The organism is Streptomyces aureocirculatus (genome assembly GCF_000720475.1).
GTDB lineage: Bacteria > Actinomycetota > Actinomycetes > Streptomycetales > Streptomycetaceae > Streptomyces > Streptomyces aureocirculatus.
In genome coordinates, this window is sequence record NZ_JOAP01000006.1 from 1 (window position 1) to 15,078 (window position 15,078).

15 protein-coding genes are annotated in these 15,078 nt (G+C 70.8%); 8 read left to right on the forward strand and 7 right to left on the reverse strand.

What is annotated here, in order from left to right; translation table 11 throughout:
• The first annotated feature begins 228 nt into the window (after positions 1-228).
• Positions 229-1,104 carry a PHP domain-containing protein gene (locus IG78_RS0107465; protein WP_030560587.1) on the forward strand — a complete coding sequence of 292 codons (876 nt, stop codon included), beginning with the start codon at positions 229-231 and terminating at the stop codon, positions 1,102-1,104.
• Positions 1,105-1,307: 203 nt separating this feature from the next.
• Positions 1,308-1,910, forward strand: a complete 603-nt coding sequence (locus IG78_RS0107470) for a MarC family protein (protein ID WP_030560588.1) — start codon at positions 1,308-1,310, stop codon at positions 1,908-1,910.
• 134 nt (positions 1,911-2,044) lie between these two features.
• Here IG78_RS0107470 and IG78_RS50055 read toward each other — a convergent pair whose 3' ends face one another.
• Complete coding sequence (locus tag IG78_RS50055) at positions 2,045-2,197, reverse strand: hypothetical protein (RefSeq protein WP_016644538.1); 153 nt, start codon at positions 2,195-2,197, stop codon at positions 2,045-2,047.
• Positions 2,198-2,419: 222 nt separating this feature from the next.
• On the opposite strand from IG78_RS50055, the gene IG78_RS0107480 reads away from it, so the two are divergent.
• Positions 2,420-3,343, forward strand: a complete 924-nt coding sequence (locus IG78_RS0107480) for an NYN domain-containing protein (RefSeq protein ID WP_051852435.1) — start codon at positions 2,420-2,422, stop codon at positions 3,341-3,343.
• Here IG78_RS0107480 and IG78_RS0107485 read toward each other — a convergent pair.
• Together IG78_RS0107485 and IG78_RS0107490 are read right to left on the reverse strand one after the other, a co-directional pair.
• The gene (locus tag IG78_RS0107485; RefSeq protein ID WP_030560590.1) at positions 3,337-4,254 is read right to left on the reverse strand and encodes an alpha/beta fold hydrolase; all 918 of its coding nucleotides are present in this window, start codon (positions 4,252-4,254) and stop codon (positions 3,337-3,339) included. The genes IG78_RS0107480 and IG78_RS0107485 overlap by 7 nt on opposite strands.
• Positions 4,255-4,812: 558 nt before the next feature.
• On the reverse strand, positions 4,813-6,828 hold the full coding sequence (locus IG78_RS0107490; RefSeq protein ID WP_404827775.1) for a DEAD/DEAH box helicase: 2,016 nt from the start codon (positions 6,826-6,828) through the stop codon (positions 4,813-4,815).
• 138 nt (positions 6,829-6,966) lie between these two features.
• Here IG78_RS0107490 and IG78_RS0107495 point away from each other — a divergent pair, with 138 nt between their 5' ends.
• The gene (locus tag IG78_RS0107495) at positions 6,967-7,761 is read left to right on the forward strand and encodes a ferritin-like fold-containing protein (protein WP_030560592.1); all 795 of its coding nucleotides are present in this window, start codon (positions 6,967-6,969) and stop codon (positions 7,759-7,761) included.
• Between the two features lie 285 nt (positions 7,762-8,046).
• Here IG78_RS0107495 and IG78_RS0107500 read toward each other — a convergent pair whose 3' ends face one another.
• The 4 genes from IG78_RS0107500 to IG78_RS0107515 form a co-directional block, all read right to left on the reverse strand.
• Positions 8,047-8,316, reverse strand: a complete 270-nt coding sequence (locus IG78_RS0107500; protein ID WP_030560593.1) for a hypothetical protein — start codon at positions 8,314-8,316, stop codon at positions 8,047-8,049.
• A gap of 229 nt (positions 8,317-8,545) precedes the next feature.
• Positions 8,546-8,773 carry a DUF3107 domain-containing protein gene (locus IG78_RS0107505; protein WP_030560594.1) on the reverse strand — a complete coding sequence of 76 codons (228 nt, stop codon included), beginning with the start codon at positions 8,771-8,773 and terminating at the stop codon, positions 8,546-8,548.
• A gap of 146 nt (positions 8,774-8,919) precedes the next feature.
• The gene (locus IG78_RS0107510) at positions 8,920-9,561 is read right to left on the reverse strand and encodes a TetR/AcrR family transcriptional regulator (protein WP_030560595.1); all 642 of its coding nucleotides are present in this window, start codon (positions 9,559-9,561) and stop codon (positions 8,920-8,922) included.
• 180 nt (positions 9,562-9,741) lie between these two features.
• A complete protein-coding gene (locus tag IG78_RS0107515; protein ID WP_030560596.1) occupies positions 9,742-9,972 on the reverse strand; it encodes a hypothetical protein in 231 nt (76 codons plus the stop codon).
• Positions 9,973-10,215: 243 nt separating this feature from the next.
• Between IG78_RS0107515 and IG78_RS0107520 the strand changes: the two genes are divergently transcribed.
• From IG78_RS0107520 to IG78_RS0107530, 4 genes are all read left to right on the forward strand, one after another.
• Positions 10,216-11,259, forward strand: a complete 1,044-nt coding sequence (locus tag IG78_RS0107520; protein WP_030560597.1) for an alpha/beta fold hydrolase — start codon at positions 10,216-10,218, stop codon at positions 11,257-11,259.
• 8 nt (positions 11,260-11,267) lie between these two features.
• On the forward strand, positions 11,268-12,824 hold the full coding sequence (locus IG78_RS0107525; protein WP_030560598.1) for a DUF3152 domain-containing protein: 1,557 nt from the start codon (positions 11,268-11,270) through the stop codon (positions 12,822-12,824).
• Positions 12,825-12,905: 81 nt separating this feature from the next.
• Complete coding sequence (locus IG78_RS52415) at positions 12,906-12,998, forward strand: Ms4533A family Cys-rich leader peptide (RefSeq protein ID WP_318657888.1); 93 nt, start codon at positions 12,906-12,908, stop codon at positions 12,996-12,998.
• 367 nt (positions 12,999-13,365) lie between these two features.
• Complete coding sequence (locus IG78_RS0107530) at positions 13,366-15,066, forward strand: ABC transporter substrate-binding protein (protein ID WP_030560599.1); 1,701 nt, start codon at positions 13,366-13,368, stop codon at positions 15,064-15,066.
• Positions 15,067-15,078: the final 12 nt, after the last annotated feature.

The following is a 15,078-nucleotide window of genomic DNA, read 5'->3' on the forward strand; positions in this document are numbered from 1 at the left end:
CGTTGGAAGGGTGGGTGGGCGGGGGGAAGAAGCCCGTCCGGCGATCGACGACGAACGCGTCAGCGCGGGAAAGGGCGGGTGGGTGGGGGAAGAAGCCCGTCCGGCGTTTGAGGACGAGGCGCGGAGCGACGATAAGGGGGGAGCCCCAGGCGGGGGCGGGGGTCGGGTCCGTGGGCCGGTACCCTTGGGGGGTCAACCGCCAAGTCCCGAGAAGCGTGGAGCCGCAGCGTGCGCATCGACCTGCACACCCACTCCACCGCATCCGACGGCACGGACACCCCCGCAGAACTGGTCCGCAACGCGACCACCGCGGGCCTGGACGTCATCGCGCTGACCGACCACGACACCACGCGCGGCCACGCGCAGGCGATCGCCGCCCTCCCCCCGGGCCTCACCCTCGTCACCGGCGCCGAGCTGTCCTGCCGCCTGGACGGCGTGGGACTGCACATGCTGGCGTACCTCTTCGACCCCGACGAGCCGGAACTGACCCGCGAGCGCGAACTCGTACGCGACGACCGGGTGCCGCGCGCGCAGACGATGGTGCGCAAGCTCCAGGCGCTCGGCGTCCCCGTGACCTGGGACCAGGTCGCGCGCATCGCGGGCGACGGCTCGGTGGGCCGCCCGCACGTCGCGGAGGCCCTGGTCGAGCTCGGCGTGGTGGCGAGCGTCTCGGACGCCTTCACACCCCAGTGGCTCGCGGACGGCGGCCGCGCCTACGCCGAGAAGCACGAGCTCGACCCGTTCGAGGCGATCCGCCTGGTGAAGGCCGCGGGCGGCGTCACCGTCCTCGCGCACCCCGCCGCCGCCCAGCGCGGCAGGACCGTATCCGAGTCGGCGATAGCCGAGCTGGCCGCGGCCGGTCTCGACGGCATCGAGGTCGACCACCCCGAGCAGTTGGCGTACGCGCCCGAGTCGGGGCCCCGGCTGCGCGCCCTCGCCGCCGACCTCGGCCTGCTCGTCACCGGCTCCAGCGACTACCACGGCAGCCGCAAGACCGTCTCCCTCGGCGAGTTCACCACCGACCCCGAGATCTACGGGGAGATCACCCGCCGGGCCACGGGCGCGTTCCCGGTGCCGGGCGCGGGCGGACACCCCGCCGCGTAGCAAGCCGCGGGGAGCAGCGGAGCCACCGGGAGACGCCGAGCCGTCGACCGCGCACCGCACAGCTCCCCGCGCACCGCCCGACCACGACCTGCCGCGCACGCACGACTCACGCGCGCCCCGCGAGCGCCCGCACGCCCACGCCCCCCGGCGTGACGCGCCGGCGCCCGCTGTTCCGTACGACTCTCTTCTGCAAGGCCATCACTGTGTTCGACGTCGCCGTCTTCGGATCCCTCTTTCTCACCCTTTTCGTCATCATGGACCCCCCTGGGGTCACGCCGATCTTCCTCGCGCTGACCGCGGGCCGCCCCGCCAAGGTGCAGAAGAAGATGGCCTTCCAGGCGGTGTGCGTGGCCCTCGGGGTCATCACCGTCTTCGGCATCGTCGGCCAGCAGATCCTCGACTATCTGCATGTCTCCACGCAGGCGCTGATGATCGCCGGTGGTCTGCTCCTGCTCCTGGTCGCGCTCGACCTGCTCACCGGCAAGACCGACGAGCCGCAGCAGACCAAGGACGTGAACGTCGCCCTCGTACCGCTCGGCATGCCGCTGCTCGCGGGGCCCGGCGCCATCGTGCAGGTGATCCTCGCCGTGCAGCACGCCGACGGCATGGAGCAGGTGTCGGTGTGGGCGGCGATCCTCGCCATCCATGTGGTGCTGTTCCTGGCGATGCGCTTCTCGCTGCTGATCATCCGGGTCATCAAGGACGGCGGAGTGGTGCTCGTGACCCGGCTCGCCGGAATGATGCTGTCCGCGATCGCTGTGCAGCAGATCATCAACGGTGTGACGCAGGTGATCCGCGGCGGTTGAGCCGGTCGGGTGACCGCATGACCGCACGGGTCACGTCGGTGCGCCCGCACACCACGCACAGAGCCCTGTGCGGCACCGGTCGATTCCGGTGGCGTCCAGGGCTCTGAAGTGTGTGATGCGGCCGTTCGGCGTCGTTATGAGGCCGAGGCGTCGGCCGGACGGATGTAGAGGCGCTGCCCTATGGCGGCGGCTTGCTGCACGATCCGGTTGACGGAGGCGGCGTCCACGACGGTCGTGTCCACGGCCGTGCCGTCGACGTCGTCGAGTCGCATGATTTCGAAGCGCATGGGCTTCTCCCTTCGTCTGGTGATCCTCCTGAAGGAGAACTGCTTGTTACATACGGGTGCAACGGCTTGACCCGTTCAAACATTCCCTACGCTAAAGAAAATTTTCGAGTGGCTAATGAACATGGCGTTTCGTGACCGTAACGCGGCTGGTTGTGTTCGCTCCGTCATGGTCACCGGTTGTGCCCGCCGTGTGACGGGCGGAACAATGCGTTCTGTATGAACATGTACGAGACCACTGACGAGAGCGACGGCGTCGAGAGCGACGGCATCTCCGCTCAACTGGAGCGCACCAACGGACTCCTGGAGCGCATGCTCGCCGAGGTGGCCAAGACCCCGTCCACGCACGCGATCTTCGTGGACGCCGGTTATCTGTACGCCGCCACCGGACGGCTCGTGACGGGCACCGAGGACCGGCGGGCCTTCGAACTCGACGCCCAAGGGTTGATCGACGCGCTGATCGACAAGGCACGCACGATCTTCGCGGACAGCAGGCTGCTGCGCGTGTACTGGTACGACGGCGCGCGGCGCCGTATCCACACGGCGGAGCAGCAGTCGATCGCGGAACTCCCCGACGTCAAGGTCCGCCTGGGCAACCTCAACGCCAACAACCAGCAGAAGGGCGTCGACTCGCTGATCCGCTCCGACCTGGAGTCCCTTGCCCGGCACCGGGCCATCAGCGACGCGGCGCTGATCGGCGGCGACGAGGACCTGGTCTCGGCGGTCGAGGCCGCGCAGGGGTACGGCGCACGCGTCCACCTCTGGGGCGTCGAGGCGCCGGACGGCCGCAATCAGGCGGAGCCGCTCCTGTGGGAGGTCGACAGTCAGCGCACGTTCGACGCGGACTTCTTCAAGCCGTTCGTCGCGCGCCGCCCCGCCCTGCCCTACGAGCCCGCGGCCACGGCGCCGCGGCCCTCGCGGGACGACGTGCGCTTCGTCGGCGCCCAGATCTCCGCGAAGTGGCTCTCGGCGCGCGGCCGGGAGGCACTGGTGGGCCTGCTGCCCGGACACCCCTATCTGCCGGGATCGGTCGACCAGGAACTCCTGGTCGAGGCCGAGCGGCTGCTCGACTACTCCCTGCGGGGCCAGTCGGACCTGCGGCGGGTGCTGCGGGACGGCTTCTGGGACCACCTGCACAAGTGCTACTGAGCGCTGCCGTCTCCACTGCGCGCGCAGTTGTCCCAGAAGGCCGCGAGCGCGGCGGCGGTGGCCTCGGGGCGGTCCGTGTTGGGGGAGTGCTCCGCGCCCGCGACCACCGTGCGGTGGGCGCGCAGGCGGCGCGCCATGTCGTCGAGGAGCGGCACGGGCCAGGTGTCGTCGCGCTCGCCGGACACCACGTGCTTGGGCAGCGGTACGGCGGCCAGCTCGTCGACGCGGTCGGGCTCGGTGCACAGTTGCTTGCCGGTGGCGATGAGCTGGGCCGGGTTGTTGCGCAGCCAGCGGGCGCGCAGCGCGTCGTGGTCGGCTGCGTACGGGGCGGTGGCGGGGTCGGTCCCGGACCCGGTGGCTGCGTCCTCCGGCGTCGCCATGGCCTGCATGGCCTCCCACACCACGGCCATGGGGTGGGCGGCGACGGCGTCCGTCAGGAGCGTGGCGCGGGTCCGCTGCGACGGCGAGACGCGGGCGGGGCCCGACGCCATGAGGGTGAGCGAGGCGAAGGTGTCCGGGGGTGCGAGGAGTACGGCGGCCCGGGCCACCAGGCCGCCGAGGGAGTGGCCGAGCAGGTGCGGGGGTCCCTGGCCGGGGATGTGGACGGCGGCCGCCTGGGCCAGGACGTCCGCGGCCAGCTCCTGTTGTGCGTACGCGGAGACGTCGTCCGGGCCCGTCGACTCGTACTGGCCGCGGCCGTCCACGGAGACGGTGCGGTAGCCGGCCTCGGCGAGGGGGTGGAGCAGGGCGACGAAGTCCTCCTTGCTCCCCGTGTAGCCCGGCAGCAGCAGGGCGGTGCCCTTGACCTCGCCGGTCGGGCGGGTGTCGAGCACCGCGAAGTCGCCGCGGGCCGTACGCAGCGGGTACGCGAGGGTGCCCGCGGGTGGGGTGAAGGTTGGGGGCCTGCTCATCCCCCGAGGCTACTGGCCGCAGGCCTTGACCAGGGTTGTGCCCCTACCCCCGCCCCCGGTCACCGCAGCCACGGCCTGAGCCCGCGGCGGTGCCCCTGCCCCTGCTCCCGTGTTGCCGCAGGTGGGAGCTGTGCCCACGGGGGTGCCCCTGCCCCCGCTCCCAGTTGCCGCTGCGGGGGCTGTGCCCACCCGTTCCGCCCCTGGCGGACCAGTTGCCCACAGGGGGGGGGGGGGGGGGGGCGGTAACCAGGGCGTGCCTGCTCTCGCTCCTGGGGGACCGGATGCCCACAGCGGGGGGCGGTAACCAGGGCGTGCCTGCTCTCGCCTCTGGCGGACCAGTCGCCCACAGCGAGGGGGGCGGTAACCGTGGTGTCCCTGCTCTCGTCCCTGGCGGACCGGATGCCCGCAGCGAGGGGGCGGTGTCGTCCTCCCCCCGGGGGACGTCGGTGGTGTGGGGTGACGGGTGGGTGGGAAGCATCCGCCGCGGAGCGGCGGGAACGAAAAACACCCGCACCCGGGGTCAAGAGAGACCCCGAGCACGGGTGGAAAGAGCGCAGACTAGCTGTCGGCGGAGTCCGCAGACTTACGGGTCCGCCGCCGCCGCGGCTTCACAGCCGGAGCAACCGAAGCGTCCTCGGCGACAGCCGAAGCCCCCGCGGCAGCCGGAGCCGCAGAAGCCGCAGCATCCGCACCGGCCCGCGTCCGCCGCCGCCGCCGAGGCGTACGCGGCGCAGCAGCCTCCTCGGCGACATCGGCAACCTCGGCAACCTCGGCAACAGGAGAGACAGGCGCGGTGGAAGCGTCGGAGCCGGCGGACGGCGCCGCAGAGGCGTCCGCCTCGGTCACGGCCTCGCCGGAGAGGGGCGCACCGGCACGCGTACGCCGACGCTGCCGCGGCGCACGGGCGGTCCGCTCACTCTCCTCGGCCTGCTGACGCCCACCGGCGCCACCACGCTCAGCGGCGCCCGCACGCTCACCGGAGCCCCCACGCTCACCACGACGCGCGCCACCCCGGGCACCGGAGCCCCCGCGAGTACCGCCACCGCGGGAACCGGTCTCGCCCAGGTCCTCGACCTCCTCCGCGTCGAGCCCGGCGCGGGTGCGCTCCGTACGCGGCAGAACACCCTTCGTACCGGCGGGGATGTTCATCTCCTCGTACAGGTGCGGGGAGCTGGAGTACGTCTCGACCGGGTCGTTGAACTTCAGGTCGAGCGCCTTGTTGATCAACTGCCAACGAGGAATGTCGTCCCAGTCGACGAGGGTGATCGCGATGCCCTTGGCGCCCGCGCGGCCGGTGCGGCCGATGCGGTGGAGGTAGGTCTTCTCGTCCTCGGGCGACTGGTAGTTGATGACGTGTGTGACGCCCTCGACGTCGATGCCGCGCGCGGCGACGTCGGTGCACACGAGCACGTCGACCTTGCCGTTGCGGAACGCGCGCAGGGCCTGCTCGCGCGCGCCCTGGCCCAGGTCGCCGTGGACCGCGCCGGAGGCGAAACCGCGGCGTTCGAGCTGCTCGGCGATGTCGGCGGCCGTGCGCTTCGTACGGCAGAAGATCATCGCGAGTCCGCGGCCCTCGGCCTGCAGGATGCGGGAGACCATCTCCGGCTTGTCCATGGAGTGCGCGCGGTACACGAACTGCGCGGTGTTCGCCACGGTCTGGCCCTCGTCGTCCGGCGCGGTGGCGCGGATGTGCGTGGGCTGCGACATGTACCGGCGGGCGAGACCGATGACGGCGCCCGGCATGGTCGCGGAGAAGAGCATCGTCTGGCGCTTCACCGGAAGCATGTTGATGATCTTCTCGACGTCGGGCAGGAAGCCCAGGTCGAGCATCTCGTCGGCCTCGTCGAGGACGAGGCACTTGACGTGCTTCAGGTTCAGCTTGCGCTGTCCTGCCAGGTCGAGCAGGCGGCCCGGGGTGCCGACGATCACGTCGACACCCTTCTTGAGGGCCTCGACCTGGGGCTCGTAGGCACGGCCGCCATATATGGCGAGGACGCGGACGTTGCGCGCCTTGCCCGCGGTCAGCAGGTCGTTGGTCACCTGCTGGCACAGCTCGCGGGTGGGGACCACGATGAGGGCCTGGGGCGCCTCGGTCAGCCGGTCGGACTCGGCGCGGCCCGCCTCGACGTCCGCGGGAACGACGACGCGCTCAAGGAGCGGAAGGCCGAAGCCGAGCGTCTTGCCGGTGCCGGTCTTCGCCTGGCCGATGACGTCGCTGCCCGAGAGGGCGACGGGGAGCGTCATCTCCTGGATGGGGAAGGGGGTGATGATGCCGACGGCTTCCAGGGCCTCGGCTGTCTCGGGAAGAATTCCGAGCTCTCGAAAAGTCGTAGTCAGGGCAATGCCTCTTCTGTGAGACGCGGCGCGAGGCGAACGCTGGGGGTCGTGACCGTACCGGGAGATCTGCCGGCCGCCTGGGGAACGAACCCGGCGAGCCGGTGGTACGGGACCACTGCCGACGCTCGAGCGCTCACACCGCTGAGGGGGTCCCTCCGCATGCAGTACGCACAGTGCGCACCGCCCTGGAGGGCTGTCTGGTCGGAGCCGATCGGGCCACCGACCGGGCATCCTCATTCATACGGCCCGTCGAATATTCGGCGGGCGCATTACCACTGTACCCCGGAATCTCGCATGCGTGTCCGGCGAATTGCTCACGTTGCCGTCGTCACAGTGGTTGACCAGGCCCTTACGCCATGCGGCGAGCGGGCTATTGTGCGCTTCATGGAGACGCCTGACACCGCCGCGAAGCCCCCCGAAGGACCCGAAACCCCCGCAGCCGCCGCAGCCGCCGGCGAAACCGCCGCCGCCCCCACCGGGGTCGCCGCGCAGGACTGGAAGACGGCGTCCGCCGAGCCGCAGTACCGCGCCGCCGTCGTGGACCTGCTCGGCGCGCTCGCGTACGGCGAGCTCGCGGCGTTCGAGCGCCTCGCGGAGGACGCGAAGCTGGCGCCGACGCTCGCCGACAAGGCGGAGCTGGCCAAGATGGCGTCCGCCGAGTTCCACCACTTCGAGCGGTTGCGCGACCGGCTCGCGGCGGTCGGCGCGGAGCCCACTGAGGCCATGGAGCCGTTCGTCGAGGCGCTCGACGGGTTCCACAAGCAGACGGCGCCGTCCGACTGGCTGGAAGGCCTGGTCAAGGCGTACGTCGGCGACTCCATCGCCAGTGACTTCTACCGCGAGGTCGCGGCGCGGCTCGACGTCGACACCCGCCGCCTGGTGCTCGGTGTGCTCGACGACACCGGCCATGCGAGCTTCGCGGTGGAGAAGGTGCGGGCCGCGATCGACGCGGAGCCGCGGGTCGGCGGGCGGCTCGCGCTGTGGGCGCGGCGGCTGATGGGCGAGGCCCTCTCCCAGTCGCAGCGGGTTGTCGCCGAGCGGGACGCGTTGTCGACCATGCTGGTCGGGGGGGTCGCCGATGGGTTCGACCTCGCGGAGGTCGGGCGGATGTTCTCTCGGATCACTGAGGCGCACACCAAGCGGATGGCCGCGCTTGGCCTGGCGGCCTAGCCTCGCCGTTACGGTCACCGTCGGCCGTCGGGGGCGCCCCCTGTCGGGGTGGCCGTCGATCGCCCTGCGGGCTCGTCCTCAAACGCCGGACGGGCTGGATTTGTCCCGCCGGTTGGGTGGCTGAGCTTGCCGGGGTGGCCGTCGATCGCCCTGCGGGCTCGTCCTCAAGCGCCGGACGGGCTGATTTTGTCCCGCCGGTTGGGTGGCTGAGCTTGTCGGGGTGGCCGTCGATCGCCCTGCGGGCTCATCCTCAAACGCCGGACCGGCTGGACTTGGCCGCCAGGCCTACGCGGGGACCTGGCGGCGGTGCAGGCGGTGGGTCGGGCGTAGGAGCAGTGAGAGGAGCGCGGCCGAGACGGCCAGGGCGCCGAGCAGGATCGCGGGCGGGTGGCCCGGGCCGAGCGTCATGTGTGTGATGAAGGCGCCGACGAGTGCTCCGCCCACGCCGGTGGAGAGCACCAGCGCCCGCGCGGGGAGCCGGTGCGGCAGTCGGCGGGCCGTCGCCCAGGCCAGGGCGAGGCCGATGAGTGCGGAGCCGAGTGCTTCTAGGATCACGGTGTGTTCCCTCCCTCGTGGCCAGGTGCAAATCGGTCGTAGCCGGTCTTACCCCCGGCTGCCGGAATACAACCCTCCAGCTCCGGGTGCCCAGTCGCACGCACTCGTACGCCGTCGCACGCACTCGTACGTGGTCGAAACGAATTCCGCGCCCACGCCGGGGACAGACACAGCAGGACGGCCCGGTGGCAACTGCCACCGGGCCGTCCTGCTGTGCTCGCGCGTGGTCCTACAGGGCGCCGAAGCCCACCTTGCGCTGCGTCGGCTCGCCGATCTCCACGTAGGCGAGGCGGTCGGCAGGCACCAGGACCTTGCGGCCGTGGTCGTCCTCCAGGCTCAGCAGCGGGGTCTTGCCCGAAAGGGCCTCGGACACCGCGCGCTCGACCTCCTCGGCGCTCTGACCGCTCTCCAGAACGATCTCGCGCGGCGCGTGCTGCACGCCGATCTTGACCTCCACGCTTTGTCCCTCCGACGGTCAGTGATGTGCGCGGGCGCCCGCGCCGTACCCAGCACAGATTAGCCCGGTGAGGGGACAGGATCGGCGCCGGGCGTGCACGCCAGGAGCGAACAACGCCGGAGTGCGCGGTGGGAACAAACGCGCGGTCAGTGACCTTCCGTGCCGTGCAGCGGGAAGCCGGCGATGCCGCGCCACGCCAGCGAGGTGAGGAGCTGCACCGCCTTCTCGCGCGGTACGCCGCCGTCGCTGTGCAGCCAGTAGCGCGCGACGACCTGGGCGAGGCCGCCGAGCCCGGAGGCCAGGAGCATCGACTCGGACCTGGAGAGGCCGGTGTCCTCCGCGATCACCTCGCAGATCGCCTCCGCGCACTCCAGGGTGACCTTGTCCACGCGCTCACGGACCGCGGGCTCGTTCGTCAGGTCCGACTCGAAGACGAGCCGGAACGCGCCGCCGTCATCCTCCACGTACCCGAAATAGGCATCCATCGTGGCCGCGACGCGCAGCTTGTTGTCGGTCGTCGACGCGAGCGCCGCGCGCACCGCCTGCAGCAGGTTCTCGCAGTGCTGGTCGAGCAGCGCGAGGTAGAGGTCGAGCTTGCCGGGGAAGTGCTGGTAGAGCACCGGCTTGCTGACGCCCGCCCGTTCCGCGATGTCGTCCATGGCCGCCGCGTGGTACCCCTGGGCGACGAACACCTCCTGGGCCGCGCCCAGAAGCTGATTGCGCCGGGCACGGCGCGGCAGGCGTGTGCCCCGCGGGCGCGCCGCCTCTGTCTGCTCGATGGCTGTCACGCCGCCTCCCGAAGTCGTCCTTGTGCTGCGGTGTGCGCCGCGTCGCCATCGTACTTTTCGGTAACTGTGATGTGTGCGGTGCGAGCGCAGAATTTCACGGACTGGATGCCACAGGCACCTCCCGCCGCCGTGCGTAGCCGGACAAACACGGGCAGCAGTGTGCGTGTCGGCCGACTGCGGTCAGCGGTAGTCGTCCTCGTCGAGGGACACCACGCGTGCCTGCTCGGCCAGGTCGGCCTCGTCGGCGGCGTTCTGGTCCGCGTCGTTGAGGGACTGGAGGGGGTCGTCCCGCTGGGGGGTGAGGTCGGTGTGCTGCTCGGCGGAGTCCGCCTCCGGAGTCTCAGGACCGGACTCCTGTGCCGAGGGCTCATCGGCCGTGAAGGTGTCGGGGTCGGTCGGATCGACGCTCATGTGGACTCCTCGGCTCTCTTCCCTGGGTCTGCTTGCTGTGTCCCGCTCTCCTGGGGTTTCCCGGGGATCGGCTCTCATGCCTGGCGCCGCGCCCGGTGTGCGACGGAATTCTCGGCGGTGCGGTGGTTGCCCCGATCACCTCCGAGCCTAGGGAAGACCCGTTTCGGCCGCCACGCGGTCCGTACGGGATCTGTGATGCCGAACACGTGATCCCGCGCGTGATCGTCTCGTAACATTGCCCGCATGTCTTCGACCGAGTTGCCCGGCGCACTGGCCGCCGTGGTCCCCAAACCGGGGGCCGTCGCCGTCGCGAAGGGCGAGCGACTCGACTCGGTCGCCCTGCCCGGACTCACCCTGAACGTGCGCTCGCGCCCCTCGGTGCGCCCCGGCCTGCCGCCCGCGCTGTACGTGCACGGGCTCGGCGGGTCCTCGCAGAACTGGACGGCGCTGATGCCGCTGCTCGAGGACGTCGTGGACTGCGAGGCCCTGGACCTGCCGGGCTTCGGTGACTCGCCGCCGCCTGACGACGGCGACTATTCCGTGACCGGGCACGCACGCGCGGTCATCCGGCTCCTCGACTCCCGGGGGCGCGGGCCCGTACATCTGGTGGCCAATTCGCTGGGCGGTGCCGTGTCGACGCGCGTCGCCGCGGTGCGGCCCGACCTGGTGCGTACGCTGACGCTGATCTCGCCCGCCCTGCCCGAGCTGCGGGTGCAGCGTTCGGCGGTACCGACCGGGCTGCTCGCGCTGCCCGGGGTCGCCGCCCTGTTCACCCGGCTCACCAAGGAGTGGACGGCCGAGCAGCGGGTGCGCGGTGTGCTCGGGCTCTGTTACGGCGACCCCGGGCGGGTCACGCCGGAAGGTTTCGGCGCCGCGGTCCGTGAGATGGAGCGCCGTCTCGCACTGCCCTACTTCTGGGACGCCATGGCGCGCTCGGCGCGCGGCATCGTGAACGCGTACACCCTCGGCGGCCAGCACGGACTCTGGCGGCAGGCGGAGCGGGTCCTCGCGCCCACGCTGCTCGTGTACGGCGGGCGCGACCTGCTGGTGTCGTACCGCATGGCGCGCCGGGCGTCGGCGGCCTTCCGCGACTCGCGGCTCCTCACGCTGCCCGACGCCGGGCACGTGGCGATGATGGAGTATCCGGAGACGGTCGCTTCGGCCATTCGTGAACTACTGGCCGACACGGGTGAGTTGACCGGTGCTGTTGAGTTGAGTGAGGCACGTGGTGTGCGCGATCGTGGCGATGTGATGAAGGACCACCACGATTCGGGTTCGAGGAGCTGAGGCGCCGCGTGGGACGTCATAGCCGCCACCGGGGTCCGGCCGACACCTCGGACACCACCAGCACCTCCGGTATACAGAGTGGCGCACCGAAGGCCCAGGCCAAGGGCCCTACACCCGGTTCCGGCCGCCGCAGGCGCGGCGGGGGCGGCGGCACGCCCCCGCACGGGGTGCCCCAGGTACCCCCGCCGAGCACGACGACGCCTCCGCACGGCGTGCCCCAGCACACCCCGCCCCATGGCGTGCCCCAGCACACCCCGCCCCATGGCGTGCCCCAGCACACGCCTCCCCATGGCGTGCCCCAGCACACGCCTCCCGGCGGCACCCCCCAGGTGCGCGGCGGGCATCCCGAGCAGCGTGAGCCCGGGGGCGGCTGGGGCGAGGTCGGGGGAGCGGCCGCCGGGGTCGGCCACGGGGTGCCGCCGCAGGTGCGCGGGACCTCGGCGCAGGGGCCCAGGCAGGACTACGTCGACGCCTTCGGGGCCGACGAGATGATCGACGTCCACGACGACGTCCACGACGACGGCCTCGGCGACGGCGTCGACGACGTGTTCGCCGCCGGTACGAAGACCGCGGCGCGCCCGCCGCGGCACCGCGACCCGTACGCGTCCGTGACCACCTGGGACTCGGGCGGCTCCGACGGCGGCGGGCACGACGGGACCGGCGACGGTGACGGCGGCGACGGCGATCCGGAACCCGCTGGAGACGGCGACCCCGGCTCCGGCTCCGGCACCGCGTCGGGCCGGGAGAAGAACCGCGGCCGCACCGTCACCGGCATCGCCGCCGCAGCCGTCACCACCCTCCTCGCCGTCGTCGTGGCCGGTCAGGTCGCCGACGGCGCCAAGGGCGACGGATCGCCCACACAGGCAGCCGAGCAGGGCGGCAACCGTGACGGCCAGGACTCCGAGGCGTCCCGCTCGGACAACCGTCCGGCTCCCTCCGACCCCACGCCCGCGCCTGCCGCCCCGGCCACGTACGACGAGAAAATGGGCAAGAAGTATCCGCTGGACGCGAAACTCACCGCGTCCGGCGACTTCGACGTGGTCCGCGGATTCGCCAGGGCGCCGGGCAAGGGGCAGAAGTTCCGATACCGCGTCGACGTGGAGAAGGGCATGGCCCTTGACGGTGGACTCTTCGCGGAGGCCGTGCAGAAAACCCTGAACGACGACCGGAGTTGGGCACACGGCGGCGCCAGGACCTTCGAGCGGATCTCATCGGGTCACCCCGATTTCGTCATCACCCTTGCCAGCCCGGGAACGACGGCGAAATGGTGCGCCAAATCCGGTCTCGACACCTGGGAACAGAATGTGTCGTGCGACTCCGCCGCCACCGACCGGGTGATGATCAATGCGTTCCGGTGGGCCCAGGGCGCCAAGACCTACGGCGACCGTATCCACCCGTACCGGCAGATGCTGATCAACCACGAGGTCGGCCACCGGCTCGGCTATGGCCATGTGGACTGCCGTCGTGACGGCGAGCTGGCGCCCGTCATGCAGCAGCAGACGAAGTTCCTGAACCACGACGGCATTCGTTGCAAGGCCAATCCCTGGTCCTTCCCGAAGAGTTGAGCCACCGGAACGGAGGCTGAACACGGGGACGAACCGGATCCCGCGTTGACATCGCACGCGTCATCGACCATATTTCTCCGCATGTCGAGCCGTCCCGCCTCCGTGAGCGCCGCCCTTGAGCTGGCGCTGTTCGGCGTGACCGCGCTCTGCGTGGCCGACATTCACTGTCGCTGACGCCCGCCCCGGCGAGTGCGTCGCGTTCTTTTTCCGTACGCTGCTTTCCGTCTGATCTGCCGTATTTCTCCCTGCCGTATGCCCTGACCGCTTGCGCGGTGCATTCGGCACGGCCGTCGGCAGGTCCGCGACCGCATCAGGTGTGCGTGCCCCGGGGTGGGCGGTTCCGGTTCCGTCGAACCATTTCGCTGAACTATCTCGCTGATCCATTCTGCTGATCCATTCTGCCGAGCGATTCAGCCGAGCCATTCAGCCGAGCCATTCAGTCGAGTCATTCCGTTGATTCCGGCGAGTCCCGTCCCGATTCGCCTTCTTTCGCTTTCCGAGAGGCACTCCGATGCGCCGTCTGCGTCGTCCCACGTCCGTCATGTCCCGCCGCGCGGCAGCGGCATCCGCCGCCCTTGTCGTCCTGGCCGCGGGCGCCGCCGCCTGCGCGGGCCCCGAGGACAAGAGCGAGGCGGGCGGCGACGGCAAGCCCCGGAAGGGCGGCACCCTCACGGTCCTCAACAGCGCCCCGCAGAGCGACTTCGACCCGGCGCGCCTGTACACCTCCGGCGGCGGCAACGTGCCGAGCCTCGTCTTTCGCACCCTGACCACCCGCAACCGCGAGGACGGCGCCGCCGGCGCCGAGGTCGTCCCGGATCTCGCCGAGGGCCTCGGCAAGCCGAGCGAGAACGCCACGGTGTGGACGTACACCCTGAAGAAGGGCCTCAAGTTCGAGGACGGCACGCCGGTCACGACCAAGGACATCAAGTACGGCATCGAGCGCTCCTTCGCCGCCGAACTGTCCGGCGGCGCACCCTTCCTGCGGGACTGGCTCATCGGCGGCGACAAGTACCAGGGCCCCTACAAGGACAAGAAGGGCCTGGACTCCGTCGAGACCCCGGACGACCGGACGATCGTCTTCCGGCTGAACAAGCCCGTCGGCGACTTCGACTACGTGGCCACGCAGACGTCCTTCGCGCCCGTGCCGAAGGCCAAGGACAAGGGCACCAAGTACGAGGAGCACCCGGTCTCGACCGGCCCGTACAAGGTCGTCAAGAACACGAGCGACGGCGAGCGGCTGCAACTGGAGCGCAACCCGCACTGGTCCGCCGCGACGGACGCCGAGCGCAAGGCGTACCCGGACAGGATCGACGTGCGGTCCGGCCTCAACTCGTCCGTCATCAACCAGCGGCTCTCCGCGAGCCAGGGCTCCGACGCCGCCGCCGTCACCACCGACACCAACCTCGGGCCCGCCGAACTCGCCAAGGTCAGCGGCGACAAGAAGCTCGCCGCGCAGGTCGGCACCGGCCACTTCGGCTACACCAACTACCTCGCCTTCAACCCGAAGGTGAAGCCGTTCGACGACCCCAAGGTCCGCCAGGCCGTCGCCCACGCCGTCGACCGCACCTCGGTCGTCAACGCCGCGGGCGGCTCCTCGCTCGCCGAGCCCGCCACCACGTTCCTGCCGAACCAGAAGTCCTTCGGACACACGAAGTTCGACCATTTCCCCGCGGGCGCGTCCGGCAACCCGGAGAAGGCCAGGGAGCTCCTGAAGGCCGCGGGCCACAAGGACGGCCTGACCATCACGCTCACCCACTCCAACGCCAAGAACTTCGAGACCGGCCCCGAGGTCGCCACGGCCCTCCAGGACGCCCTGAAGAAGGCCGGTTTCACCGTCAAGCTCCAGGGCCTGGAGGACAACGACTACGAGGACAGGGTCCACGACGCCAAGGACGAGCCCGGACTGTTCCTAGCCCACTGGGGCGCGGACTGGCCCTCCGGCGGCCCGTTCCTGTCGCCGATCTTCGACGGCCGACAGATCGTCAATGATGGATACAACTTCAACTCCAGCTTCCACAATGACAAGTCGGTCAATGCGGAGATTGACTCGATCAACAAGTTGACCGATCACGACGAGGCCGCCAAGAGGTGGGGGGCTCTTGACAAGAAGATCGGCGCCAAGGCCCTCAACGTGCCGCTGTTCCACCCCGTCTACAAGCGCCTCTACGGCAAGGACGTCAAGAACGTCGTGATCAGTGACTGGACGGGCGTCCTCGACGTCTCCCAGGTCGCGGTCAAGTAGGGACGGCCAGGT

Coding starts and splice junctions, on each gene's coding strand:
- IG78_RS50055 (WP_016644538.1), bottom strand. CDS start 2,197: ATGCGCTTCGAAATCATGCGACTCGACGACGTCGACGGCACGGCCGTG.
- IG78_RS0107480 (WP_051852435.1), top strand. CDS start 2,420: ATGTACGAGACCACTGACGAGAGCGACGGCGTCGAGAGCGACGGCATC.
- IG78_RS0107485 (WP_030560590.1), bottom strand. CDS start 4,254: ATGAGCAGGCCCCCAACCTTCACCCCACCCGCGGGCACCCTCGCGTAC.
- IG78_RS0107490 (WP_404827775.1), bottom strand. CDS start 6,828: ATGAGGATGCCCGGTCGGTGGCCCGATCGGCTCCGACCAGACAGCCCT.
- IG78_RS0107515 (WP_030560596.1), bottom strand. CDS start 9,972: ATGAGCGTCGATCCGACCGACCCCGACACCTTCACGGCCGATGAGCCC.
- IG78_RS0107520 (WP_030560597.1), top strand. CDS start 10,216: ATGTCTTCGACCGAGTTGCCCGGCGCACTGGCCGCCGTGGTCCCCAAA.
- IG78_RS52415 (WP_318657888.1), top strand. CDS start 12,906: ATGTCGAGCCGTCCCGCCTCCGTGAGCGCCGCCCTTGAGCTGGCGCTG.
- IG78_RS0107530 (WP_030560599.1), top strand. CDS start 13,366: ATGTCCCGCCGCGCGGCAGCGGCATCCGCCGCCCTTGTCGTCCTGGCC.